We start from the raw sequence: 23,669 nt of genomic DNA on the forward strand, positions 1-23,669 counted from the left end.
CGCTGCGCCCGGAGCGCGTCCTGCCCCTACTCTTCCGGCAGGCCCAGCATCAGCCGCATGTTCTGCACGGCTGCGCCCGAGGCGCCCTTGCCGAGATTGTCGAGCCGGGCGACCAGCAGCGCCTGGTGATATTTGTCGCTGGCGAAGACATAGAGCTCGAGCCTATTGGTCTCGTTGAGCGCTTCCGGCTCGAGCTTACCGCCCTCTTTCTGAAGCGGCATCACCGAGACGTATTTCGAGCCGGCGTAGCGCTTGGCCATCGCGGCCTGGAGATCGGCGCCGTCAGGTTTGCCCGGCAGCGTGTCGAGTTGGAGCGGGATCGAGACCAGCATGCCCTGCCGGTAGTTGCCGACCGACGGAATGAAGATCGGCCGCCGCGTCAGATTGGAATAGAGCTGCAACTCCGGCAGATGCTTGTGCTCGAAGCCGAGGCCGTAGAGCTCGAAGGACGGCGCGCTGCCGTCCTCAAAACTCGCGATCATCGACTTGCCGCCGCCGGAATAGCCGCTCACCGCGTTGACGGTGACGGGATAGTCCGAAGGCAACAAACCGGCGTCGACGATCGGCCGCAACAGCGCGATGCCGCCGGTCGGATAGCAGCCGGGGTTGGAGACCTTCTTCGCGGCCTTGATCTTGGCGGCCTGGTCCGGCGTCAGCTCGGGAAAGCCATAGGCCCAGTCAGGCGCGACGCGATAGGCGGTCGAGGCGTCCAGTACCTTCGGCGCCGCGGCGCCCATGCTGTCGACCAGTGCGACGGTTTCCTTGGCGGCATCGTCGGGCAGGCAGAGAATGACGAGATCGACCTCCTCCATCAGCGCCTTCTTGGCCGCAGGGTCCTTGCGCTTGTCGTCGGCAATCGTCTTCATCACGACGTCGCTCTGGAGCTTCAACCGCTCGTTGATGCCGAGTCCGGTGGTGCCGGAGCCGCCATCGACGAAGACGGTCGCGGGCTTCTTGGCCGCGCCGGTGGTCGGGGCTTTGGTGGTCTCAGCGAGGCTCATGGAAGGCTCCTTTCGAGCTTGTCGGTTTCGTTCGCGAAGGCTTCGGGCCTCACGTCCTGCATCAAGTGCGCGATCTCCTTTGCGTCAGCGGCGGGCTGCGCGCCGAGCGCATTGGCAATCGCCGTATAGTCGGCGTCGGACTTTTGCTGGTTGAGCTTGAAGCTGCCTTCGACCTCTTCAACCGTCATGACCAGGCCCACGATCCCCTTCTTCATCGCTTCCAGCCGGCCCGCCGTCATCTTGCCCGACGTCCACGGCTTCTTCGGCGAGAGCCAGTTCTCGAACTTGTCGCTGAGCGTATCGACCTGCACCGACAGCTCGTCGTCCGACAGCAGCCGCACCGGCCCGCTCAAATGCACCGACTGGTAGAGCCAGGTCGGCACCTGATCCGGCGAGACGTACCAGTCCGGCGACACATAAGCATCGGGGCCGTTGACCGCGAGCAGCCAGGACGTCGCGTCATCCGCCAACCTTATCAGCGGATTGTGACGGGCAACGTGAAAGGCGGCGCGCGGCGTGCCGTCATCGGCGTAGGTCAGGTAGAACGGCAGCTGCGAGGCGATCGGCCTCTTGCCGTCGAAAGCGCACATGGTGCCGAAGCCGCGCGCGTCGGCGAATTTCAGGCTCGCGGCGCGGTCCTGCTTGAAATGGGGTGGCGTATACATCGTGGTCTCCTGCTGGGCCTCCTCGGGGAGCCGCCGGATCAGATCGCGCTGACAGGAGAGAGAATGCCGCGGATCGGGTCCAGCGGCAAAGACGATGATCTCAAACGCGATCGACCGCCCAAACCGCAAGAGTGCGGCGGCGGCGACGGGCGAACAGAATGGTCGCGGCGTTGATCATGGCGGGGGGCTATAAGGCCAGTTGTGGTTCTCGTCAAGATTCGAGACGTCACACCACCCGCCAGATCCATTCCATGATCTTCGCAATGACGTCGCCGAACAGCAGCAGCGCCGCCGACCAGACCAGGGCCGAGACGAAATTGGCGGCCTGAAAACTCCAATAGGGCATCTCGAAAATGCCGGCAGCAAGCGGCACGGAAGCACGCAGCGGCCCGAAGAAGCGGCCGATGAAGATGCTGGGGACGCCCCAGCTGCGCACGAAAGCCTCGCCCCTTGGCAGGATATCCGGATAGCGCGACAGCGGCCACATCTGCGCGACCTGTTCCTTGTAGCGGTAGCCGAACCAGTAGGAGACCCAGTCTCCGAGCGCTGCCCCAATCGCGCCGGCAATCCAGACGGGATAGAAGCTGATGCCGCTGACCCCGATCAGGGCGCCGATGGCGACCAGGGCACCCCAGGCAGGCAACAGCAGCGAGATGAAGGCGAGCGATTCCCCGAACGCCAGCAGGAACACGATCGGAGCAGCCCAGGCCTGGTGAAGGCGCACGAAATCGGCCAGTGCGTGCGCAAACTGCTCCATTCCAGATTAGCCTTCCCGCCCCGCCTTGAGGTCCTGCTCAATGAAAAGCACTGGTAAGCCAGGGACTTGTGTGACATCAAGTCACAAAGCCGGGCACGGACCGGCGTCAGGCGTCAATTTGCCGGGACTTGGTTAGCTTGCGGCGTAAAATCGCCGGTATTAGCTCCCACCCACGGCGCCCTGCCTGCCCTGCGGTAACCTTTCAAGACTAGCCGTGGCATAGTCAGACCAACCGATTCGCCGCTTGCGCGGCCCTCAAAACGCATCAAGACATATGTCCAAGCAATTGAAAACCAAAGCAAAAGACGACTTGTTCGGCGCCGAAGAGCCGAAGCCCCGCGCGCCCGCCAAGGCGGCGGCGCGTGGCAGCGGCGGCGAAGCCGATTACACGGCTGCCGACATCGAGGTGCTCGAAGGCCTGGAACCGGTCCGGCGCCGGCCCGGCATGTATATCGGCGGCACCGACGAGAAGGCGCTGCATCACCTGTTCGCCGAAGTCATCGACAACTCGATGGACGAGGCGCTGGCGGGGCATGCGACCTTCATCGAGGTCGATCTCAGCGCCGACGGGTTCCTCACCGTCACCGACAACGGCCGCGGCATTCCGATCGATCCGCATCCAAAGTTCCCGAAGAAGTCGGCGCTCGAAGTCATCATGTGCACGCTGCATTCGGGCGGCAAGTTCGACAGCAAGGTGTACGAGACATCGGGCGGCCTGCACGGCGTCGGCATCTCCGTCGTGAACGCGCTGTCCTCGCGTCTCGAGGTCGAGGTCGCGCGCGGCCAGAAGCTGCATCGCATGATCTTCGAGCGCGGCCACCCCAAGGGCAAGCTCGAGGATCTCGGCAAGGTCAACAACCGCCGCGGCACCCGCGTGCGCTTCAAGCCCGACACCGACATCTTCGGCGCCAAGGCCGCGTTCAAGCCGCAGCGCCTGTTCAAGATGACGCGCTCGAAGGCCTACCTGTTCGGCGGTGTCGAAATCCGCTGGAATTGCGCGCCCGAGCTGCTCAAGGGCGTCGAGGACGTGCCGGCCGAGGCGACGTTCCACTTCCCTGGCGGCCTGAAGGATTATCTCGCCGCCGCCATCCATGCCGACACGCTGGTGCATCCGGATATCTTCTCCGGCAAGTCGGGCCGCAATGGCGCCCATGGCGCCTGCGAATGGGCGGTGGCCTGGACCGCGGACGCCGACGGCTTCCTGTCCTCCTACACCAACACCGTGCCGACGCCCGATGGCGGTACGCATGAATCGGGCCTGCGCAGCGCGCTGCTGCGCGGCCTGAAGGACCACGCCGAACGCGTCGGCCAGGGCAAGCGCGCCTCGACCATCACCTCGGAAGACGTGATGGTGGGCGCTGCCGTGATGCTCTCGGTGTTCGTGCGCGAGCCTGAATTTCAGGGCCAGACCAAGGATCGTCTCGCCACCGCCGAAGCGCAGCGCATCGTCGAACAGGCGATGAAGGATCCGTTCGACCATTGGCTGTCCGGCAATCCCAACATGGCCAACCGGCTGCTCGACTTCGTGATCGATCGCGCCGAGGAGCGGCTGCGCCGACGTCAGGAAAAAGAGACCGCGCGGAAAACCGCGGGCAAGAAGCTGCGCCTGCCCGGCAAGCTCGCCGACTGCACCGACGCCGGCACCGACGGCTCCGAGCTCTTCATCGTCGAGGGCGACTCGGCCGGCGGCAGCGCCAAGCAGGCGCGCGATCGCAAGACCCAGGCCGTTCTGCCGCTGCGGGGCAAGATCCTCAACGTCGCCTCCGCCGGCAAGGACAAGCTCACGGCGAACGCACAGCTCTCGGATCTCGTGCAGGCGATCGGCTGCGGCCAGCTCCTGCACTATCGCGAAGAGGATCTGCGCTACCAGCGCATCATCATCATGACCGACGCCGACGTCGACGGCGCGCACATCGCTTCGCTGCTGATCACCTTCTTCTACCGGCAGATGCCGCGACTGATCGACGAAGGCCACCTCTTCCTCGCGGTGCCGCCGCTCTACAAGCTGACCCACGGCCAGAAATCGGTCTACGCGCGCGACGACAAGCACAAGGAAGAGCTGATCAAGAGCGCGTTCAACGCCAACGCCAAGGTCGAGGTCAACCGCTTCAAAGGCCTCGGCGAAATGATGCCGGCGCAGCTCAAGGAAACCACCATGGATCCGAGCAAGCGGACGCTGCTCAAGGTGGTGTTGCTCGCCGACGACCGCGACACCACGGCGGATTCGGTCGAGCGCCTGATGGGCACCAAGGCCGAAGCGCGCTTCGCCTTCATCTCCGACAAGGCCGAGTTCGCCAGCGAAGAGCTGCTCGACGTCTGACGCGGAGATTTCCCGTCAAAAAGCCCCGGCTCAAGGCCGGGGCTTTTTCATTCGTGGCAACGATAGCGCCCTGCTCCAATGATTCCCACGGGGGCGATTCCCCCGCTGCCGCCCCGACTCGGCCAACGAGTCACTGCCGCCATGGCGGAGGCAGGATTGCCTCCATTTCGGACAAAGCCGGTTTCCTAACGAAAACTTACCCGAGACCGAGATTCGAAAATTCGTTCAACTATATGATATTATTTGTCTTTTTAAGTATCAACGGGTTGCGCCTCAAAACCGGTCCGGCGGGCGTTTTCCGGCAACTGTGCCTGTCCGGCAACAGCATTTCGGCGGGAAACGTCTATAGTTCGGGCATCAGATGACACGAACTCCAGTGCGCTCGCGCCTGCTACAGACCAAAGTTGGGGATTTTATCATGAAGAAGATTTTGCTGGCTCTGACCGCGGTTGCGGCGATGACCGGTTCGGCCTCGGCGGCTGACCTTGCGGCTCGTCCCTATGTGAAAGCCCCGATGGTTGCTCCGGTTGCCAACTGGACTGGCTTCTACATCTTCGGTGGCGCCGGCGGCGGCCTCTCGAACTCCGACCAGACCATCCTCGCGACGCCGACTGGCACGCCGCTGACGATCGCGCAGCGCCAGGGCGGTTCGGGCTGGTTCGGCACCGTCGGTCTCGGCTACGACTGGCAGTTCAACAGCACTTGGGTCGCCGGCGTGTTCGCCGACGGTCAGTTCGGCAGCCTGCGCGCCACCGTGCAGGATCCGGTCCTCGGCATCACCGGCAACCAGAAGCTGGAAGACTCCTGGGCCGCTGGTGTGCGCCTCGGCTGGCTGGTTGCCCCGAACGTGCTCTCCTATGTCAACGGCGGTTACTCCGGCGCCCACTTCGGCAGCACCAACTTCCTGACGCTGGCGGGCGCTCCGGCCGGTGTCCACCTCAACGGCTACAACCGCAACGGCTTCTTCATCGGTGGTGGCGTCGAGAACAACCTGAACATCTTCGGCATCAGCGCGCCCGGCTGGTTCATGAAGACCGAATATCGCTCGGCCTTCTACAACGCCAAGACCAAGGATGAAATCTCCAACGTCACCAACCTGCCGACCGGTGTCGACAGCATCCGTGCCAACAGCTGGAACCAGACGATCTCGACCTCGCTGGTCTACCGCTTCAACTGGACCGGTCCGGTCGTCGCCAAGTACTGAGCTGAACTTCACTTCAGACGTCAAAGCCCCGGCATTGCCGGGGCTTTTTCGTTGCGACCTCCGCTGTCGACCGCGCTCGCTTTCGGCCAATCGCCATCTCGCGATGAGCCATCGCCCCGGCCCTCGCGATCTCGCGTACGGACATGTGTCCTCCCCACGGCTCTGCGTCCGCAGCCATTGTGTCCGAACCGAAGCTACGGCTAGTCTGGCGGGAAGTTTTCGTGACCCGCAGCGATCCTTATGCCGGGGGGCGCGACAGAATCAGACCGAGGGGAGGAATGCATGCGCAGATTTCTGCTGATCGCAGGCCTGTTTGCTCTCGCTGTCGGCCTGCTCTGGATCGGACAAGGCACGGGTACCGTCGCCTGGCCGCGATCGAGCTTCATGATCAACCAGCTGCAATGGGCCGGCTATGGCGCCGCCATGGCCGGCTTCGGGCTGGTGCTGATCTGGCAGAGCAACCAATAGAAGAAACGAAGGCAAGAAAAGGTAGTGAAAGCATGACATCCAGCCGGTTCGATCTTCGCGGCAAGGTCGCGATCGTCACGGGAGGCAATGGCGGCATCGGGCTCGGCCTCGCCCACGGTCTTGCCGACGCCGGCGCCGACATCGCCGTGGTCGGACGCAACGAAGCCAAGTCCGCAGCAGCCGTCGCCGATCTCAAGCAGCGCGGCGTGAAGGCAATCGCGGTCACCACCGACGTCACCGACAAGGCAGCCGTCGCTGCGATGATCGAGCGTGTCGTGAAAGATCTCGGCCGCATCGACATCCTCATCAACAATGCCGGCATGAGCATCCGCAAGCCGCCGCACGAGCTCGAGCTCGACGAATGGAACAAGGTGATCGACACCAACCTGACCAGCGCGTTCGTCTGCTCGAAGCTGGCCTATCCGGCGTTGAAGGCATCTGGCAACGGCAAGGTGATCAATATCGGCTCGATGATGTCGATCTTCGGCGCGAGCTTCGCGACCGCTTATGCTGCGAGCAAAGGCGGCATCGTGCAGTACACGCGCGCCTGCGCCAATGCCTGGGCGCCCGACAACATCCAGGTCAACGCCATCCTGCCCGGCTGGATCGACACCGACCTCACCCGTGGCGCGCGGCAACAGGTGTCGGGACTGCACGAGCGCGTGCTGGCGCGCACGCCTGCGGGGCGTTGGGGCGATATCGACGATTTCGCCGGCATCGCGGTGTTCCTCGCCTCACGCGCATCGAACTTCGTCACGGGCACCGCGATCCCCGTTGACGGTGGCTTCTCCGTAATGGCGTGAGACGCCTGCAGCAAACGAAAAGAGCCCCGGCACGCCGGGGCTCTTGAGGTCTGAATGGTGAAGCGATCAGTATTTCGCGACGACCGGCCTCGGCCAGTTGAAACGATAGTTGATGCCGGCGCGCACGATGTTGTCGGTGAGATGCGTCGACTGGAACGTACAACATCCTGTCGTCGTGGTCTGGAAGAAGCCTTTGCTGCCCAAATCCATGTAGAGGTATTCGAACTTTGCCGACCAATTTGGATAAAAGCCCCATTCCACACCCGCGCCTGCGGTCCAGCCTGCGTACGAATGCGTCTCAGTCGCCCCGATAGCAGCCGCCGAACCGGCGGCAGCGGTGGGATCGAACTCATGGATCCGCAAATCCGCGAAAGCGCCGCCAGCGGTGCCGTAGAGCAGCACGGTTGGCACGACAGCGAAGCCGATACGGCCACGGATCGTTGCAATGTAGCTTTGCGACACGTCCTCCTTGAAGGTCGTCACAAACGGCGGCACCAGGTTGGAGCTACCTTTTTCGCCCGACCACGAGCCGTCGCCCTCGATGCCGAACACCCACTGGTTCCACTGATAATTGCAGCCAAGGGTGCCGCCGACCAAGCCTCCGCTAATGTCACCCGCAGTCTTGAGCACCCCGGCCGACCCATTGGCCACGCCGTTGTTCGTGCCGTTGCTGATCGCCCGATCCCGGCCCCACGATCCGCCGCCCTCGATCCCCACGTAGCAGCCGGTCCAGCTATAGGGAACGACCGCGGGCGGAGGCGGAGCCTTGACGGCCATATCCGCCGCGGAAGCTACACCCGAAAATGTCGTCAAGAGCAGCGAAGTGGCGGCGAGCGCCCACCCAAAACGTCTCATCATGACCAATCCCCAATGCACCGAAATATTCAGTAACGAAATCTAGCGAGGTGGTGGAGACCTGACCACGCGCAACCGCTGTCCCCATGGATATCGGCTTACTTTCTCTGCCCGAGTTGCGCGCATGCCACAGAAATGGGCAAAGGGCGCTGACCTATTCGGACCGATAATGGGCGCTAGGATGCGCATTTCGTTCCGAAACTGAAACCGGACGGGTTCCTGTGCCAGCAGCGAATGGAGAAATCGAGAAAGCCTCGGGGGAATCGCTCGGAGCTTCGCTCGCCGATTTGCCGAGGGCCAGGAGCGCAAGATCAGCGGGCGCGTGACTGTCGGGCGCAAAAAGAAGCCCCGGTCGAGACCGGGGCTTTTGAATTTTTGGCAGCGATCGTTTCTTGCTGGTCGTTCGTTGCGTCGAACTTCAGTAGCGCGCGATGACCGGCGCGTCGAACTTGTAGCTCGCGCGCACGACGGCCCACTGGATGTCGCGCGGCTTGGCATCGAAGGTGTAGCTCGTCGTGGTGCCACCGAGCTGATAGGTCTGGCTGCCGAAGGCCGCGTAATTATACTCGAGGCCGACGATCCAGTTGCGGGTGACGCCGTATTCCCAGCCGGCGCCGACGGTCCAGCCGTTGGCCCAGTGGGTCTGACCGCCGGAACCGGTGAACGGGCCGACCGTGTCGGAAACCGAGAGACGGTTGTTCACGCCAGCGTAGCCGCCCTTGATGTAGAAGAGGTTGTTCTGCACGGCGAAGCCGGCGCGACCGACGACGGTCGCAAGCACATTGGCACGCCATGAGAACACGTCGTCACCCGCACCGAACGCGGTGTTCGTGAACGAGCCCTTGTTGTCGAGGCCGGAGATCGTGCCTTCCATGCCGAACACGTAGTTGTTGGCCTGCCAGTTGTAGCCGATCTGAGCGCCGCCCATGACGCCGGCACCGCGCTGGCGATAGCCCTGCCCCGGCACCAGATCGCCGAAGCCGCCGCTGTTGCCATTGTTGATGAACTGCTCGTTGGTCCAGGCGCCACCGATGTGGCCGCCGACATAGAAGCCGGTCCAGTTGAACAGCGGCTCGATATAGGCGGGCGCCTTGGTGTAGGGACGCGCGGCGAGATCGGCGGCGGAAGCAGCGCCGGTCGAAACCAGAGCGGTCGTGCAGGCGAAGGCAGCAATCAATTTGTTACGCATGGTACACCCCGTGTCCTTTGATGGGCGCACGCTCACACGCAGTTCTTACTCAAATTTGAATCAAGAGAGTTAAAGCGCCGGATTGGGGCGTGGCCGACTTTGAATCCGCATGCGCTGTTGCACGCACGCAACGCAAAGCGCGCAATTTAACGCCGCGTTATCCCTACCAAATCCCTGCGCTATGGCGCAGATGCGGCCTTCGACTGCACGTGCTCGGGCCGCACACCGAGCGCGAGAAAGCGCGCCGGAATACCCTGCAGCCACGGCCAGGCGGTGATGAGGCGAACGATCAGCGGCACCTTCAGCGGCCGGTCGCCGCCCTTCAGCGCGCCGCTGATGATGTTGTTCTGCACGACCACCTGCATCGCTTGCGTCATCTTCACCGGGAACACGCGGCGGCGACGCACGGCATCGAGCTCGTCCTCTGATGGACAGCCGGTCTTGAGCCGCTCCGCCAGCAGGTTTGCGGTCGCAACCGCATCCTGCACGGCGAGATTGACGCCGACGCCGCCGACCGGCGACATCGCATGCGCGGCATCGCCGATGAGAAGCAGGCCAGGCCTGGTCCAGCGCGTCAGGCGGTTGATCGCGACGGTGAGGAGCTTGACGTCGTCAAAGCTCTTGACGTCGGCAATCCCGCGCCTGAGCACCGGCGCCATGCGGACGACGTCGTCGAGCAGCGCCTGCAATCCCCTCGCCTTCATCGCATCGTATTGTCCTTTGGCGATGACATAGGCGCATTGCCAATAGTCACCGCGGTCGAAGGTGATCATCATCTTGCCGGGTTCGACGCGAGCGAACAGATTTTCTGTCTCATCCGGCGTCCGGCCGGCACGGAACCACAGCACGTCCATCGGTGCGCCGATCTCCTCGACGGCAAGGCCCGCACGCTCGCGCACGGTCGAGTGACGGCCGTCGCAGGCGATGGTGAGATCGGCTGCGATGTCGACGACGCCGTCCGGCGTCCTGGCGCGCACGCCGGCGATGGTTTCACCGCTGCGGATCAGATCGACCGCCTCCGTGTTCATCATCACCTTGAGCGAGGCGAAGCGCTGGCCTTCCTGACGCAGGAAATTCAGAAAATCCCATTGCGGCATGAAGGCGATGAAGGGATATTTTGTGTCGAGCCGGCTGAGGTCCGCGATCCGCACCCGGGTGCCACCGAACAGACCGTCCATCGTCTGCAAGCGCTGATGCGGCAGCTTCAGGAATCCGTCGATCAGGCCGAGCTCGTCCATCACCTGGAGCGTCGAGGGATGCACGGTGTCGCCGCGAAAATCGCGGAAGAAATCTGCATGCTTCTCCAGAACCACGACATCGATGCCGGCGCGCCCCAGCAGATAGCCGAGCATCATGCCGGCCGGCCCGCCGCCGACGATGCAGCAGCGGACTTTTATCGCGCGCGAAGCGGGCTGTGGGTCCGTAGTCGTCGCATCCATGATCCGGCTCCGCTGATGCTTTGATCGCGTGCGGAGTGTAGCGCGGAGTTGATGACGCCGTCATGCCCCGCGAAGGCAGGGCATCCAGTACGCAGAAGCTCAAGACGAGCTCAATTGTTGCTGCGGTTGGCCGTGCGGAAGGTCTTGATCTCCGAGACGCTGCCGTCGCGATAGGTCAATTCGACCGACATGAACTGCGTCGTCGGCGGAAGCTTCTGGTAGAGCTGCATGCCGGCGGAGATTGCGGAGGGATCCCTGAGATCGCAGGGCGGCAGCTTCAGCACCTTGTCCGGCACCGCCGTGTCGATGCCGATGCGGGCCTCGCGGATCGCGCAGCGATACGACAGGAGGTGCGAATAGTAGACCAGGAGCCCGTTGAACTCGCGGAATGACAGCCAGCTCGTCGCGGTCATGTCGAGGATCTTGCGCTGGTCGCGGATCAGCGCCGCTTCAGGGTCGAACTTGATCGGGAACGGGCCCTGCATGTCGCCGGATTGATCGACATAGCGGACCTCGATCGTTCCGGCGGCCGCGTCCGGCGGCAATTCGATCGACGGGTTCGGCAATCGCTTGCGGGTACGCGGATCGAGCGTGTCGATGAAGCCGGTCTCGCGGAAATCGCCGTTGCCGGCCATCCGCCAGGAAATTCCGAGCGTCGGATCGGCGAAGGAGAAGGTCACGCTCCAGCCACCGTTATGGCGCGAGAAGCTCGCGATCGGCGCGTTGGTGCTCTCCTCCTTCGGCACGCGCGGCACCGACACCGGCGGCAGCGCCGCGACCTTCTGCGGTGGCGGATCGACCGGCCGCGCGGCTGCGGCCGCCGCATCCTTGGCCGCGCCGCTGAGGAAGACATCGTCGACCATCTGGTCGAAATAGACCGGCACCTGCTTGTGCTTGACGGTATCGGCCATCTCGCTGACCAGACGGCGGGTGTGCTGCGCCACCTGCACGAGGTTCTCGCCGGGCTGGAGCAGCTCTCTCGCGAAAGTGCGCGTGAACACCGAATTGGGATTGGCATCGTCGTTGGACAGACGATCGAGCGCGGTCTGGCGGGGACCTGCCGAGAACACCGAGAAAACGCCTTCGGGCAGCTGCGTCATCGGCGCGAGCCCGCCGCCGCCAGCGACTGCGCGCGTGCCGGCACGCTCGAACGGGTTGTTGCGGCAGGCATCGAACACCAGGATCGAGGTCCGCGCCTTCTTGTTCTGGAGACGCTCGACGATGCGGTCGGCGAGAATGGAGGCGTCGCGCACCAGCTCTTCCTGGCCTTCGGTCGCCGCCGGCACGTCGGTCGGCAGCAGATAGTTCTGGCCGGCGATCTCGAAGCCGTGACCGGCGTAGAAGAAGAACGCGGTGTCACCGGGCTCGATCGCCCGGTCGAAGGCGAGCAGCGTCTCTGAAAATTGCTGGCGGTTCTGATTTTCGGCAACCATCACCGAGAAGCCGAGCTGCTTCAGGGTATCGCCCATGGTGCGGGCGTCGTTGACGGCCTTGAGCAGCTTCGGCACGTTCTTGTAGTCATTGTTGCCGACGACGAGCGCGACGCGCTTTTCGGCGTGCGCAGGCATCGCAAAGCCGCACAGGCTCATCGCAAGCCCAAGCACTGCCAGAATTCTGAAAAGCCGAGACGTCATCGAAAGCTTCCCCTGCACGGCGACCGATATCGGTTCCCTTCGAAATGTTCGTTGGGAACCTCGCGCCGCTGATGTCATAGTCGGTCCAGCCGTAACGAGGGTTCAACCGGCCCGGGCTGCCGTCTCAACCCTCTGGCCTATAGCAGGATCAACCGGAATCTGCTTTTTCTTGGGGCAAATTCCGTTCGGGACAAGGGGCTACCGTGTATCGCTGGTGCACCGACGAGGTCGAGCCGCACGACCGCTTCGACTATTGGCGCGAGGTGCGCGCCAAGGGGCTGTTCGGGGTTACGGCGGAGCTCGAGCGCGAACGACGCGCGGACTTCTTCGGCGAATTCTCGCTGAGCCAGGTCGGCAATGGCGCCCTGGTCGAGCTGAAGGCGTCGGCCTACGCGGTCGAACGGAGCCAGACCGACATCGCCGACGCGCCAGGTGACAGCATCTGCGTCTATCAGCAGCTTGGCGGCGGCGGCTGGTTCGGCGGCATGCGTTCAGGCGATTTTGCGATCGCCAATGGCAGCTTCGCCACCAGCCATACCGACCTGCCCTACCGCACCGCCCCGCTGGGCGCGGCCGGCTTTCACCTGCGCATCCTTAAGATCCCCGTCAGCGGTCTTGCACCGCAAGACAAGCGCATGCGCGAGCTGTCGCCCAAGCCGTTCGACGATCCCACCCTGGCGCCGCTGCTGGATGCCTGTTTCGCCGATCTCGGCGAGGCGGCTACCGACAAATGTTCATTGGCGGCCCTGCCGCTGGTGCAGGCGCTGGGCCATCTTGCGCTGATCGAGCGCGGCGTCGTCAGGCCGGGCAGCCGACGCGGACAGGGTGCGCTCCGGACCGCCCGCCTGTCGCTGGCGCGGCGCTTGATCGCGCACCACCTGAAAGACCCGGATCTGGCGCCGACGCGGGTGGCCGACCTGTTGGGCGTCTCCGTGCGCCATTTGCACATGCTGTTCGAGGACGCCGAGCGCAGCTTCTCGCAGACCGTGACGGACGAACGGCTGAAGCAGAGCCGCCGCCTGATGCAGGAAGCCCCGGAGCGGCTGATTGCCGATGTCGCCTCCGCCTGCGGTTTCGAGAGCCTCGCGACCTATTACCGGGTGTTCAACGCGGCCTATGGAATGGCGCCCGGCGACTTCCGGGCCCAGGCGTCGGCGGCGCGCTAGCGCCCGTCGACCGCCAAGGGCGAAAAGCCAAGCCGCGCCCGCTATTTGAGCAAAAACCTTAAGGTTTTTAGGGCCTTCCCGCGCCTGCTCCATTGACTTTGGCCGATTCCGCCCTATGTTCCGGGTCGACGCGGCTCGGTATCGAAGAGCGATTCCTGAGCCTTGCGCTTTGTTCGCGTGAGTCAGCACCCCCAGCTTCTTCGAGAGCGCGCCGTTTCGGGGTGGAACGCGACAGCCTTATTACCCTCGATTCCGAACGGCGGTTTCGACCAGAGGCTCAATGTCCTTTTCCAATCTCGGACTATCCGAAAAAGTCCTCGCCGCAGTGGCGGCCACCGGTTACACCACCCCCACCCCCATCCAGGAACAGGCGATCCCCCACGTCCTCGCACGCAAGGACGTGCTCGGCATCGCCCAGACCGGCACCGGCAAGACCGCAGCGTTCGTGCTGCCGATGCTCACCATCCTCGAAAAGGGTCGCGCCCGCGCGCGCATGCCGCGTACGCTGATCCTCGAGCCGACCCGCGAGCTGGCGGCCCAGGTCAAAGAAAACTTTGATCGCTACGGCGCCGGCCAGAAACTCAACGTCGCGCTGCTGATCGGCGGCGTTTCGTTCGGCGACCAGGATGCCAAGCTGACGCGTGGCGTCGACGTGCTGATCGCGACCCCGGGCCGGCTGCTCGACCACACCGAGCGCGGCGGTCTGCTGCTCACCGGCGTGGAGCTGCTCGTCATCGACGAAGCCGACCGCATGCTGGACATGGGCTTCATTCCCGACATCGAGCGCATCTGCAAGCTCGTCCCCTTCACGCGGCAAACCCTGTTCTTCACCGCGACCATGCCGCCGGAAATCCGGCGCATCACCGAGACCTTCCTGCACAATCCGCAGAAGATCGAGGTTTCCAAGCCCGCCACCACCGCCGTGACCGTCACGCAGTCCCAGGTGCCCGCGGGGCGCGAGGCGCACGAGAAGCGCGAGCTGCTTCGCCGCCTGCTGCGCGAGGCCAAGGACCTCAAGAACGCGATCATCTTCTGCAATCGCAAGCGCGAGGTCGCGATCGTTCACAAATCGCTCCAGAAGCACGGCTTCAGCGTCGGCGCACTGCATGGCGATATGGACCAGCCGGCCCGCATGGCGGCGCTCGAACAGTTCCGCAAGGGTGAGCTGCCGCTGCTGGTGGCCTCCGACGTCGCCGCCCGTGGCCTCGACATTCCCGAGGTCAGCCACGTCTTCAATTTCGATGTCCCCCACCATCCCGACGACTACGTCCATCGCGTCGGCCGCACCGGCCGCGCCGGCCGCACCGGCACCGCGATCTCGATCGTCACGCCGCTCGACCAGAAGTCGATGGTTGCGATCGAGAAGCTGATCGGCCAGAGCATTCCGCGCGCCGAAGGCGATTACGAGGTCCAGGCCGACAGCGGTGAGCAGAGCGAACGTCCGCGCGAGGGGCGCGGCCGGGATCGCGAACGCTCCCGCGGCGGACGCGGCAAGCCGCAACGAGGCCGCGGTCACGACCGGGAGCGCAGCCACGAGCCACGCGGCGAAAGACCCGCAGCCGAAACGCGGCCCGCAGCCGAAGCGAAGCCGGCACGCGAGGCAAGGCCTCCGCGCAACGGCAGGCCGTCGTCTGAACCGCGCCACGGCGCGCGTCAGCAAGCCAACGATTCGCATGTGCCGTCGATCGGCCGCCCCGAGCCGCGCCGCCAGCGCGAGGCCGACACGGAGCCCGGCGATCATTCGCATCTTCCGGCGTTTCTATTGCGGCCAGTGCGCTCGCCCGCCGGCGCCTGAAACGCAATCTCCCCACGCGTTGCGTTTCAACGTTTCCAGATGATGCTCCAGCAACGACCGTTTACCGGTCGTTCACGATCGTCCTTTAGCCTGCGAACATAATTTAAGCATTGCAGCGATCGGCCGCGCACCGTTCGCCGTGGGGAATGTTCCGTGGTCAAGGTGCTCGACGAACACGAACGCACGATGGCGTTCGCCGAGGTTGCGCTCGGTCAGATTCGATCGCTCAAGCAAACTGCAATTCCCCGCAATTACGAGATCTGGTACGTCTACGCCACCGGCTACAACGCGCCGCTCAACAAGATCATCAACGAGACGCTGGCGCGCAACGGCAAGCTGACCGAAGCCGATCTCGAGCAGATCTACGATACCTATCTCTCCCACATCAAGACGACCGACCGAATCGACAAGGTCGGCGCGCGCGTCATCGGCGAAATCGACGACGTGATGACGGTCCTGAGCGATGCGCTCGGCATGACCGGCGCCTACGATGCGAGCCTGTCGGGCGCGACCGAAAAGCTCAACTCGGCCAAGACCCGCGAGCAGATCAAGGCGATCGTCGAGACGCTGCTGCGCTCGACCGGCGAGATGCACGAGACCAACAAGGTGCTGGAGAACCGGCTGACCCTGTCGAAAAACGAGATCAGCAATCTCCAGCAGAGCCTCGAGGCGATCCGCGCAGAAAGCCTGACCGATCCGCTGACGGGCCTGGGCAACCGCAAATATTTCGACCGCATGATCGGCATGGCGGTGCAGAGCGCGCTCGCCTCGGGCGAGCCGCTGTCGCTGCTCTTGTTCGACATCGACCATTTCAAGTCGTTCAACGATTCCTACGGTCACCTCACCGGTGACCAGGTGCTGCGCCTGGTCGGCCTGTCCTTGAAGCAGACCATCAAGGGCCAGGACATCACCGCGCGCTACGGCGGCGAGGAGTTCGCGGTGGTGCTGCCCAACACGGCGCTGCGCCAGGCCCTTACCGTGGCCGATCACATCCGCCGCGCCGTGATGGCGAAGGAATTGAAGAAGAAGTCGACCGGCGAGATCCTCGGCCGGGTCACCATCTCCGTCGGCGTCTCCCTGCTCAAGCCCGGCGACGACACCGACGCGCTAATCGAGCGCGCGGACGCCTGCCTCTACGCTGCCAAGCGCAACGGCCGCAACCGTGTCATCTGCGAAGTCGACCCGGAGTACGCGGTCGAGACCCACAACCGGGTGGCGTGAGACGCAGGCAACGCGGCGGACAGCTGCCGCGCTTGACATTCCAATCTGGCGAACGACATCTTCCTCGCCGCCTCACCGCGCGTATCCGGAGGACTTGTCGTCTTGCCCAATCCTCACGATTTTCACACCCCGCAACCGTCTTACACCAAGGACGAGCTGCTGCGATCGAGCGAAGGCGGCTATTTCGGCCCCGGCAATGCGCAATTGCCGGCGCCGCCCATGCTCATGATGGACCGCATCACCGAGATCAGCGTGGACGGCGGCGAGTTCGGCAAGGGTCATATCGTCGGCGAGTTGGATATCGCGCCGGGCCGCTGGTTCTTCGATTGCCACTTTCGCGGTGATGCGGTCATGCCGCCCTCTCTCGGGTTGGACGCGATGTGGCAGATGATCGGCTACTGGCTCGGCTGGTCGGGATCACCGGGCAAGGGCCGCGCAATTGGTGTCGGCGAGGTGGAGTGCACGGGCGAGATCACCCCGGATGCGCAACGCGTGCGCTACGAGGTCGCCATGCGCATGGTCCGGCGCGGCAAGCTGGTGCTCGGAATTGCCGACGGCCGCGTGCTCGCCGACGGCACTTGCGTCTTCAAGGCCAAGGACATGCGCGTTGGCCTGACCAAGACCGCAGATTGAACTCTTGTCGGGTGGGCAAAGGCGCGCTTGCGCCGTACCTACCATGTCGCAAGACTATTGCCCTAACGGTGGGCACGCTTCGCTTTACCCACCCTACGCAGCGGCTTCTTGGCTGCTTTCTTGGCCGGCCGCTTCCTGGCGACCGCCTTCTTCGCTGCCGCCCTTTTCGCCGCCGCCTTCTTCCCCTTTGGCCGCTTCTTCACCTTGGCGCGCTGGGCGGCGGCGAGTGCTGCCCTCGCCCATTGCGCAAGCTCCGCGGAATCGTCGAACAGGCGCGCGGGCAGCTCCCAATAGGAGTTCACCACCACGGTCTTGGCGCGGGTCGAATACTGGAACGGCTTTGAGCCTTCCGCCTGATAGTCCGGGATCGTCACCTCGTCGGCACGGAAAAACAGGCCGGCGCGCAGCGACAGCGCGAAATTGACGCCGTCGGCGGAGATGCCGTGGCCCGAGAACATCTTCCGGATGGCGACGGGGCCGAAATCGGCGAACAGGTCGATCAGGAATTCGCGGTCCATTGGAGGCTTCCCCGGGCGAGCAGGCCAGCCTTCATACCACCGCCGTCGTTGCGAGCGAAGCGAAGCAATCCAGACCGTCCCCGCGGAGACGGTCTGGATTGCTTCGTCGCTTCGCTCCTCGCAATGACGGAGAAACTACCCGTCGATCTTCGCCGGGCGCAGCTCGACCGACTCGCCGCAACCGCAGGCGGAGATCTGGTTGGGATTGTTGAAGACGAACTGGGCCTGCATCTTGTCGGCCTTGTAGTCCATCTCGGTGCCGAGCAGGAACAGCACGGCCTTGGGATCGACCAGGATCTTGACGCCCTTGTCCTCGACGACCTCGTCGGTCGGGCGGACATCGTGGGCATATTCGACCGTATAGGACTGGCCGGCGCAACCGCCGTTCTTCACGCCGACGCGCAAGCCCACAATCTCGGAATCGGCGCGCTGGGTCAGCTCGCTGATACGCTGGGCGGCGGCATCGGTCAGCCGCATGACCTGCGGGCGAGGCCGCCGGGGCTTTGGTGTCGAAGCTGGAGTTGCCTGGGTCATGTTCTTTATGTGGTCCGTTGCGGAACGAATTCAATGCGAGCTGTGAGCGTCACCACATGTTGAGCACGAGGCGGGCCTCGTCGCTCATGCGTTCCGGCGACCACGGCGGCTCCCAGACGACCTTGACGTCGACGACGCCGACGCCGGGGACGCTGGCGACCGCGTTCTCGACCATGGTCGGCAGCTCGCCGGCGGCCGGGCAGTTCGGTGTCGTCAGCGTCATTTGGACGTCGACCGAGCGGTCGTCCTTGATCTCGACCTTGTAGATCAGGCCGAGCTCGTAGATGTCGGCCGGGATTTCCGGGTCGAACACCGTCTTGAGCCCGGCGATGATCTCGGTGGTGAGACGCTCGGTCTCCTCCGGCGGCAACGCCGAATGCGTCTCCATTGGATTGGCTTTGATTTCGGCCGTGTCACTCATGCGAACAAATCCCGCGCCTTCAACAGCGCCTGTGCCAGATGATCGACTTCTTCCCGCGTATTATACATGCCGAACGAGGCCCGGCACGTGGCGGTCACGTTGAACCGCTCTAAAAGCGGCATCACGCAATGGGTGCCGGCACGCACCGCGATGCCCTGGCGGTCGATCACGGTGGCGACGTCATGGGCATGCGCGCCCTTGAGCTCGAACGAGATCACCGGGCCCTTGCCTCGGGCCGTGCCGATCAGCCGCAGCGAGTTGATCTCGCGCAGCTTCTCCTGGGCGTAAGCCGTGAGATCGTGCTCGTGCGCTGCAATGCGCTCCTTGCCGATCGAATTGACGTAATCGATGGCGGCGCCAAGGCCGACCGCCTCGATGATCGCAGGCGTGCCCGCCTCGAATTTGTGCGGGGGATCGCCGTAGGTGACGACATCGCGCGAGACCTCGCGGATCATCTCGCCGCCACCATTATAGGGGCGCATCGCGACGAGGTGGTCATACTTGGCCCAGAGCACGCCGATGCCGGTCGGCCCATACACCTTGTGGCCGGTGAAGACGTAGAAGTCGCAACCGATGTCCTGGACGTCGACCGGCAGATGCACCGCGCTCTGGCTGCCGTCGACCAGCACCGGGATGCCGCGCGCGTGGGCGATCTTCACGACGTCCTTGACCGGGACGATGGTGCCGAGCGCATTCGACATCTGCGTGATCGCAACCAGCTTGGTCTTGGCCGTCAGCAGCTTCTCGAATTCGTCAATGAGGAAATTGCCCTCGTCGTCGACCGGCGCCCACTTGATCACCGCGCCCTGGCGCTCCCTCAGGAAATGCCACGGCACGATGTTGGAGTGGTGCTCCATGATCGAGATGACGATCTCGTCGCCTTCTTTGATATTCGGCCCACCCCAGGACGAGGCGACGAGGTTAATCGCCTCCGTCGCGTTGCGGGTGAAGATCACTTCCTCAGGTCGCTGCGCGTTGATAAACTGCGCGACCTTGGCGCGGCCGCCCTCATAGGCTTCCGTCGCGGCGTTGGCGAGGTAATGCAGGCCGCGATGCACGTTGGCGTATTCGGATGTATAGGCCTGCGTCATGCGGTCGAGCACGGCACTTGGCTTCTGCGCGGACGCGGCGTTGTCGAGATAGACCAGCGGCTTGCCATAGACCTGCATGGCGAGCGCCGGAAAATCCTGGCGCACGCGTGCGACGTCATAGGTGCCGTTCTTGACTGCGGGATGCGTGCTCATGACCGCCGCTCCAGCCAGCGCTCGGCAATGCCGATCACATGCTCGCGCAAGACATCATCGGCGATCTGCTCGATCGCCTCGCCGACAAAAGCCTGGATCAGCAGCGCCTGCGCCTGCTTCTCGGGCAGGCCGCGGGCCTTCAGGTAGAACAGCAGGCTCTCGTCCAGCGCGCCGGCGGTGGCGCCGTGGCCGCAGGAGACGTCGTCGGCAAAGATTTCCAGCTCGGGCTTGTTGTCGGCTTCGGCTTCGTCCGAGAGCAGCAGCGCGCGGGTCATCATCTTGCCGTCGGTCTTCTGCGCGTCGGGACGGACGATAATGCGGCCCTGGAACACCGAATGGGCGCGGTCGTCAATCACGGCGCGGAAGACTTCGCGGCTGACGCAGTTCGGCACTGCGTGGTCGACCACCAGCGTGGTGTCGCCATGCTCGGTCTTCTTCAACAGGTTGACGCCGTTGATCGAGAGCTCGCTGCCTTCGCCGGCCAGCGTGATGAAGCCTTGCAAGCGGCTGACCGCAGCGCCAGTGGTCATGTTGAAGACATTGAGCTTCACATTCGCGCCGACCGTGACGAACTGCGAGGTGATGTTTGCCGCATCAGGAGCATCGTCCATCAGGCGGATATGCGCAACGTCGGCGTTGTCGCCGATCGTGACGATGACGGCGTCATTGACCTGGTAGGCCTTCGCACCGGCCGCGACGAACGTCTCGATGATCGTCGCATGAGCGCCCTTGCCGACCGCGACTTGCGATCGGGTGAAGGCCGACGCCGACGCGGCGGTCGCCACGTGAATGATCTGGATCGGCGCAGAGAGCTGCGTGCCATCCGCAATCGACAGCACGACACCATCGGTCGCCATCGCAGCGTTCAGCGCGATCACGGCATCGGTGGACGCAGTCTTCAGGAGACCGGCGTCCTTCTCGAGAATCTCCCGCGAGGTCTTGAAGCCGACCTCGGAGCCGAGCGCCTTGACGTCGGACAGATCGGCCGCGAACACGCCATCGACCAGCACCAGCATGCAGGCACCGGCGATTGCCCGCGCCTTCACCGCTTCTGCCGCACGTTTCAGTGCGACCGCATCGGGCGCGGCTGCCAGCGGCAACACCTCGCCGACCAGCGCACGCAGATCAGTGTACTTCCATTCCTCGATCCGGCGGTGCGGCAGGCCGAGACGCTCATAGGTCTCGAACGCCTCCCGGCGCACCGCGATTACCGCCGGCGAACCCGGCAGCCGGCCTTCCGCGTTGGCGAAGAGATCGCTCACCGCGCGGCCGTTTCCGGTCTTTGCCACAGCAACGTTCATCTCCAAAATTCCTTACGCGGCGTCCTCGAACTGGGCATAGCCGGAGGCTTCCAGCTCCAGCGCCAGTTCCTTGCCGCCGCTCTTCACGACACGGCCCTTCGACATCACGTGCACCACGTCGGGCACGATGTAGTTGAGCAGCCGCTGATAGTGGGTGATGACGACCATCGCGCGCTTCGGCGAGCGCAGCGCGTTGACGCCGTCGGCTGCGATCCGCAGCGCGTCGATGTCGAGGCCCGAATCCATCTCGTCGAGGATGCACAGGCTCGGCTCGAACAGCGCCATCTGGAGCACCTCGTTGCGCTTCTTCTCACCGCCGGAGAAGCCGACATTGACGCCGCGCTTGAGCATGTCCTGCGGGATGTTCAGCGACTTCGAAACCTCGCGGACCTTCTTCAGGAACTCCGGCACCATCAGCTCGCTCTCGCCGCGCGCCTTGCGCTGCGCGTTCAGCGCGGTCCGGAGGAAATTCATCGTGGTCACACCGGGAATCTCGACCGGATACTGGAACGCCAGGAACACGCCCTTGGCGGCCCGCTCCTCGGGAGCCATCTCCAGGAGATCCTCGCCCTTGAACAGGATCTGACCGTCGGTGACCTCGTAGCCGGGCTTGCCGGCGATGACGTGGGAGAGCGTCGACTTGCCGGAGCCGTTCGGCCCCATGATGGCGTGCACCTCGCCCTCGTTCACGGTCAGTGTCAGCCCGTGGAGGATCTCACGCTCCTCGACACGAACCTTGAGGTCTTTCACTTCAAGCAAAACCATAATGTTTTTCCATCTATCCCCTCATCCTGAGGAGCGCCGAAGGCGCGTCTCGAAGGATTGAGGCCACCAATCTTTCCGGTATTCATCCTTCGAGACGGCCGCTGACGCGGCCTCCTCGGGATGAGGCCGGAGCTAGCCGACCGACCCTTCAAGCGAGATCGAGATCAGCTTCTGCGCTTCGACCGCGAATTCCATCGGCAGCTGCTGAAGCACGTCCTTGACGAAGCCGTTGACGACGAGGCCGATGGCTTCTTCCTGCGAAAGGCCGCGCTGAATGCAGTAGAACAGCACGTCCTCGGAGATCTTTGAGGTCGTCGCCTCGTGCTCGAACGTCGCCGACGAGTTCTTCGCCTCAATGTACGGCACGGTGTGCGCGCCGCATTTGTCGCCGATCAGCAGGGAATCGCACGCCGTAAAGTTGCGCGCGCCGGTCGCCTTGCGGTGGGCGGTGACGAGGCCGCGATAGGTGTTCTGCGACTTGCCGGCGGCAATGCCCTTGGAGATGATCCGGCTCGACGTGTTCTTGCCGAGGTGGATCATCTTGGTGCCCGAGTCGACCTGCTGGAAGCCGTTCGAGATCGCGATCGAGTAGAACTCGCCGCTGGAATTGTCGCCGCGGAGAATGCAGCTCGGATATTTCCAGGTGATGGCGGAGCCGGTCTCGACCTGGGTCCAGGAAATCTTGGAGTTGTTGCCGCGGCAATCGCCACGCTTGGTGACGAAATTGTAGATGCCGCCCTTGCCTTCCGAATTGCCGGGATACCAGTTCTGCACCGTCGAATATTTGATCTCGGCGTCGTCGAGCGCGACGAGTTCGACCACGGCGGCATGCAGCTGGTTCTCGTCGCGCTGCGGCGCGGTGCAGCCTTCGAGATAGGAGACGTAGGAGCCCTTGTCGGCGATGATCAGGGTGCGCTCGAACTGGCCGGTGTTGCGCTCGTTGATGCGGAAATAGGTCGACAGCTCCATCGGGCAGCGCACGCCGGGCGGCACGTAGACGAACGAGCCGTCGGAGAACACCGCCGAGTTCAGCGTCGCGTAGAAATTGTCCGAGGTCGGCACGACCGAACCCAGATACTTCTGCACCAGCTCAGGGTGCTCGCGGATCGCCTCCGAGATCGGCATGAAGATCACGCCGGCCTTCTTCAGCTCCGCCTTGAAGGTGGTCGCAACCGAGACCGAATCGAAGACTGCATCGACCGCGATCTTGCGGCGCGCGGGATCTTCCTCGCCCACCTTGGGCTCGACGCCTTCGAGCATGGCGACTTCCCGCAAGGGGATGCCAAGCTTTTCGTAGGTCTTCAGGATCTCCGGATCGATCTCGTCGAGCGAGGAGACCGTCTTCTTCGGTTTCGGCGCTGCGTAATAATAGAGATCCTGGAAGTCGATCTTGGGATAGTCGACGCGGGCCCAGGTCGGCTCGGTCATGGTCAGCCAGCGCCGATAGGCCTCAAGCCGCCACTGGAGCATCCAGGCGGGCTCGTTCTTCTTCTCGGAGATGAACTTGACGGTCTCTTCCGACAACCCCTTGGGGGCCTTGTCGGACTCGATCAGGGTCTCAAACCCATAACGATACTGATCGACGTCGATGCGCTTCACGCGCTCGACCGTCTCTTGCACGGCTGGCATTCTATCCTCCGCTCGCGGTTTCAAGGACCGCGGTGGATCAAACTCGGACGAGTATTACGATGTTTCTCTGCGGAAAGCACGGGCTTAGAACCGTTCAAGCCGTGTTT

At 63.8% G+C, this 23,669-nt stretch carries 22 protein-coding genes; 8 read left to right on the plus strand and 14 right to left on the minus strand.

Translation table 11 applies throughout. From position 1 onward, the window contains the following. Window positions 1-26: 26 nt before the first annotated feature. The 3 genes from argC to IC761_RS19550 form a co-directional block, all read right to left on the minus strand. Window positions 27-1,001 carry an N-acetyl-gamma-glutamyl-phosphate reductase gene (gene argC / locus IC761_RS19540; RefSeq protein ID WP_195798280.1) on the minus strand — a complete coding sequence of 325 codons (975 nt, stop codon included), beginning with the start codon at window positions 999-1,001 and terminating at the stop codon, window positions 27-29. Next, on the minus strand, window positions 998-1,666 hold the full coding sequence (locus tag IC761_RS19545; protein WP_195798281.1) for an FMN-binding negative transcriptional regulator: 669 nt from the start codon (window positions 1,664-1,666) through the stop codon (window positions 998-1,000). Before IC761_RS19545 ends, argC begins: the two co-directional genes overlap by 4 nt. A gap of 226 nt (window positions 1,667-1,892) precedes the next feature. Next, complete coding sequence (locus IC761_RS19550; RefSeq protein WP_195798282.1) at window positions 1,893-2,423, minus strand: DedA family protein; 531 nt, start codon at window positions 2,421-2,423, stop codon at window positions 1,893-1,895. 274 nt (window positions 2,424-2,697) lie between these two features. On the opposite strand from IC761_RS19550, the gene parE reads away from it, so the two are divergent. From parE to IC761_RS19570, 4 genes are all read left to right on the plus strand, one after another. Then, window positions 2,698-4,743 carry a DNA topoisomerase IV subunit B gene (gene parE / locus IC761_RS19555; RefSeq protein ID WP_195798283.1) on the plus strand — a complete coding sequence of 682 codons (2,046 nt, stop codon included), beginning with the start codon at window positions 2,698-2,700 and terminating at the stop codon, window positions 4,741-4,743. Window positions 4,744-5,161: 418 nt separating this feature from the next. Then, window positions 5,162-5,947: an outer membrane protein gene (locus tag IC761_RS19560; RefSeq protein WP_195798284.1), complete on the plus strand. Its 786-nt coding sequence runs from the start codon at window positions 5,162-5,164 to the stop codon at window positions 5,945-5,947. Window positions 5,948-6,229: 282 nt separating this feature from the next. Beyond that, the gene (locus tag IC761_RS19565) at window positions 6,230-6,415 is read left to right on the plus strand and encodes a hypothetical protein (protein WP_195798285.1); all 186 of its coding nucleotides are present in this window, start codon (window positions 6,230-6,232) and stop codon (window positions 6,413-6,415) included. 32 nt (window positions 6,416-6,447) lie between these two features. Next, a complete protein-coding gene (locus tag IC761_RS19570; protein ID WP_195798286.1) occupies window positions 6,448-7,218 on the plus strand; it encodes an SDR family NAD(P)-dependent oxidoreductase in 771 nt (256 codons plus the stop codon). A 66-nt stretch (window positions 7,219-7,284) separates the two neighbouring features. Here IC761_RS19570 and IC761_RS19575 read toward each other — a convergent pair whose 3' ends face one another. The 4 genes from IC761_RS19575 to IC761_RS19590 form a co-directional block, all read right to left on the minus strand. After that, window positions 7,285-8,076, minus strand: coding sequence for an outer membrane protein (locus IC761_RS19575; RefSeq protein ID WP_195798287.1), 792 nt, complete (start codon window positions 8,074-8,076; stop codon window positions 7,285-7,287). A 415-nt stretch (window positions 8,077-8,491) separates the two neighbouring features. After that, window positions 8,492-9,262 (minus strand): outer membrane protein, encoded by a 771-nt coding sequence (locus IC761_RS19580; RefSeq protein WP_195798288.1) that lies wholly within the window; start codon window positions 9,260-9,262, stop codon window positions 8,492-8,494. 179 nt (window positions 9,263-9,441) lie between these two features. Next, complete coding sequence (locus IC761_RS19585; protein WP_195798289.1) at window positions 9,442-10,701, minus strand: FAD-dependent oxidoreductase; 1,260 nt, start codon at window positions 10,699-10,701, stop codon at window positions 9,442-9,444. A 110-nt stretch (window positions 10,702-10,811) separates the two neighbouring features. Continuing rightward, on the minus strand, window positions 10,812-12,335 hold the full coding sequence (locus IC761_RS19590; RefSeq protein ID WP_195798290.1) for a caspase family protein: 1,524 nt from the start codon (window positions 12,333-12,335) through the stop codon (window positions 10,812-10,814). A 203-nt stretch (window positions 12,336-12,538) separates the two neighbouring features. Between IC761_RS19590 and IC761_RS19595 the strand changes: the two genes are divergently transcribed. From IC761_RS19595 to fabA, 4 genes are all read left to right on the plus strand, one after another. Further along, window positions 12,539-13,501, plus strand: coding sequence for a helix-turn-helix transcriptional regulator (locus tag IC761_RS19595; protein ID WP_195798291.1), 963 nt, complete (start codon window positions 12,539-12,541; stop codon window positions 13,499-13,501). 280 nt (window positions 13,502-13,781) lie between these two features. After that, the gene (locus tag IC761_RS19600) at window positions 13,782-15,296 is read left to right on the plus strand and encodes a DEAD/DEAH box helicase (protein ID WP_195798292.1); all 1,515 of its coding nucleotides are present in this window, start codon (window positions 13,782-13,784) and stop codon (window positions 15,294-15,296) included. A 153-nt stretch (window positions 15,297-15,449) separates the two neighbouring features. After that, on the plus strand, window positions 15,450-16,517 hold the full coding sequence (locus IC761_RS19605) for a GGDEF domain-containing protein (RefSeq protein WP_195798293.1): 1,068 nt from the start codon (window positions 15,450-15,452) through the stop codon (window positions 16,515-16,517). Window positions 16,518-16,619: 102 nt separating this feature from the next. Continuing rightward, a complete protein-coding gene (gene fabA / locus IC761_RS19610; protein WP_195798294.1) occupies window positions 16,620-17,150 on the plus strand; it encodes a bifunctional 3-hydroxydecanoyl-ACP dehydratase/trans-2-decenoyl-ACP isomerase in 531 nt (176 codons plus the stop codon). 62 nt (window positions 17,151-17,212) lie between these two features. On the opposite strand, the gene IC761_RS19615 is transcribed toward fabA, so the two are convergent. The 7 genes from IC761_RS19615 to sufB form a co-directional block, all read right to left on the minus strand. Continuing rightward, window positions 17,213-17,668 carry a TfoX/Sxy family protein gene (locus IC761_RS19615; RefSeq protein WP_195798295.1) on the minus strand — a complete coding sequence of 152 codons (456 nt, stop codon included), beginning with the start codon at window positions 17,666-17,668 and terminating at the stop codon, window positions 17,213-17,215. Window positions 17,669-17,803: 135 nt separating this feature from the next. Further along, window positions 17,804-18,202: a HesB/IscA family protein gene (locus tag IC761_RS19620; RefSeq protein ID WP_195798296.1), complete on the minus strand. Its 399-nt coding sequence runs from the start codon at window positions 18,200-18,202 to the stop codon at window positions 17,804-17,806. A gap of 49 nt (window positions 18,203-18,251) precedes the next feature. Continuing rightward, window positions 18,252-18,623, minus strand: a complete 372-nt coding sequence (locus IC761_RS19625; protein WP_063683732.1) for an SUF system Fe-S cluster assembly protein — start codon at window positions 18,621-18,623, stop codon at window positions 18,252-18,254. Beyond that, window positions 18,620-19,867, minus strand: coding sequence for a cysteine desulfurase (locus tag IC761_RS19630; protein WP_195798297.1), 1,248 nt, complete (start codon window positions 19,865-19,867; stop codon window positions 18,620-18,622). Before IC761_RS19630 ends, IC761_RS19625 begins: the two co-directional genes overlap by 4 nt. Further along, window positions 19,864-21,168, minus strand: coding sequence for a Fe-S cluster assembly protein SufD (sufD, locus tag IC761_RS19635; protein WP_195798298.1), 1,305 nt, complete (start codon window positions 21,166-21,168; stop codon window positions 19,864-19,866). The genes IC761_RS19630 and sufD overlap by 4 nt, the downstream gene beginning before the upstream one ends. Window positions 21,169-21,180: 12 nt before the next feature. Continuing rightward, window positions 21,181-21,933 carry a Fe-S cluster assembly ATPase SufC gene (gene sufC / locus IC761_RS19640; RefSeq protein ID WP_195798299.1) on the minus strand — a complete coding sequence of 251 codons (753 nt, stop codon included), beginning with the start codon at window positions 21,931-21,933 and terminating at the stop codon, window positions 21,181-21,183. A 132-nt stretch (window positions 21,934-22,065) separates the two neighbouring features. Then, window positions 22,066-23,562 carry a Fe-S cluster assembly protein SufB gene (gene sufB, locus IC761_RS19645; protein ID WP_195798300.1) on the minus strand — a complete coding sequence of 499 codons (1,497 nt, stop codon included), beginning with the start codon at window positions 23,560-23,562 and terminating at the stop codon, window positions 22,066-22,068. Between the last annotated feature and the right edge of the window lie 107 nt (window positions 23,563-23,669).

It is taken from the genome of Bradyrhizobium commune, assembly GCF_015624505.1.
GTDB classification, from domain to species: domain Bacteria; phylum Pseudomonadota; class Alphaproteobacteria; order Rhizobiales; family Xanthobacteraceae; genus Bradyrhizobium; species Bradyrhizobium commune.

Coding starts and splice junctions, on each gene's coding strand:
- argC (WP_195798280.1), bottom strand. CDS start 1,001: ATGAGCCTCGCTGAGACCACCAAAGCCCCGACCACCGGCGCGGCCAAG.
- IC761_RS19545 (WP_195798281.1), bottom strand. CDS start 1,666: ATGTATACGCCACCCCATTTCAAGCAGGACCGCGCCGCGAGCCTGAAA.
- IC761_RS19550 (WP_195798282.1), bottom strand. CDS start 2,423: ATGGAGCAGTTTGCGCACGCACTGGCCGATTTCGTGCGCCTTCACCAG.
- parE (WP_195798283.1), top strand. CDS start 2,698: ATGTCCAAGCAATTGAAAACCAAAGCAAAAGACGACTTGTTCGGCGCC.
- IC761_RS19560 (WP_195798284.1), top strand. CDS start 5,162: ATGAAGAAGATTTTGCTGGCTCTGACCGCGGTTGCGGCGATGACCGGT.
- IC761_RS19565 (WP_195798285.1), top strand. CDS start 6,230: ATGCGCAGATTTCTGCTGATCGCAGGCCTGTTTGCTCTCGCTGTCGGC.
- IC761_RS19570 (WP_195798286.1), top strand. CDS start 6,448: ATGACATCCAGCCGGTTCGATCTTCGCGGCAAGGTCGCGATCGTCACG.
- IC761_RS19575 (WP_195798287.1), bottom strand. CDS start 8,076: ATGATGAGACGTTTTGGGTGGGCGCTCGCCGCCACTTCGCTGCTCTTG.
- IC761_RS19580 (WP_195798288.1), bottom strand. CDS start 9,262: ATGCGTAACAAATTGATTGCTGCCTTCGCCTGCACGACCGCTCTGGTT.
- IC761_RS19585 (WP_195798289.1), bottom strand. CDS start 10,701: ATGGATGCGACGACTACGGACCCACAGCCCGCTTCGCGCGCGATAAAA.
- IC761_RS19590 (WP_195798290.1), bottom strand. CDS start 12,335: ATGACGTCTCGGCTTTTCAGAATTCTGGCAGTGCTTGGGCTTGCGATG.
- IC761_RS19600 (WP_195798292.1), top strand. CDS start 13,782: ATGTCCTTTTCCAATCTCGGACTATCCGAAAAAGTCCTCGCCGCAGTG.
- IC761_RS19615 (WP_195798295.1), bottom strand. CDS start 17,668: ATGGACCGCGAATTCCTGATCGACCTGTTCGCCGATTTCGGCCCCGTC.
- IC761_RS19620 (WP_195798296.1), bottom strand. CDS start 18,202: ATGACCCAGGCAACTCCAGCTTCGACACCAAAGCCCCGGCGGCCTCGC.
- IC761_RS19625 (WP_063683732.1), bottom strand. CDS start 18,623: ATGAGTGACACGGCCGAAATCAAAGCCAATCCAATGGAGACGCATTCG.
- IC761_RS19630 (WP_195798297.1), bottom strand. CDS start 19,867: ATGAGCACGCATCCCGCAGTCAAGAACGGCACCTATGACGTCGCACGC.
- sufD (WP_195798298.1), bottom strand. CDS start 21,168: ATGAACGTTGCTGTGGCAAAGACCGGAAACGGCCGCGCGGTGAGCGAT.
- sufC (WP_195798299.1), bottom strand. CDS start 21,933: ATGGTTTTGCTTGAAGTGAAAGACCTCAAGGTTCGTGTCGAGGAGCGT.
- sufB (WP_195798300.1), bottom strand. CDS start 23,562: ATGCCAGCCGTGCAAGAGACGGTCGAGCGCGTGAAGCGCATCGACGTC.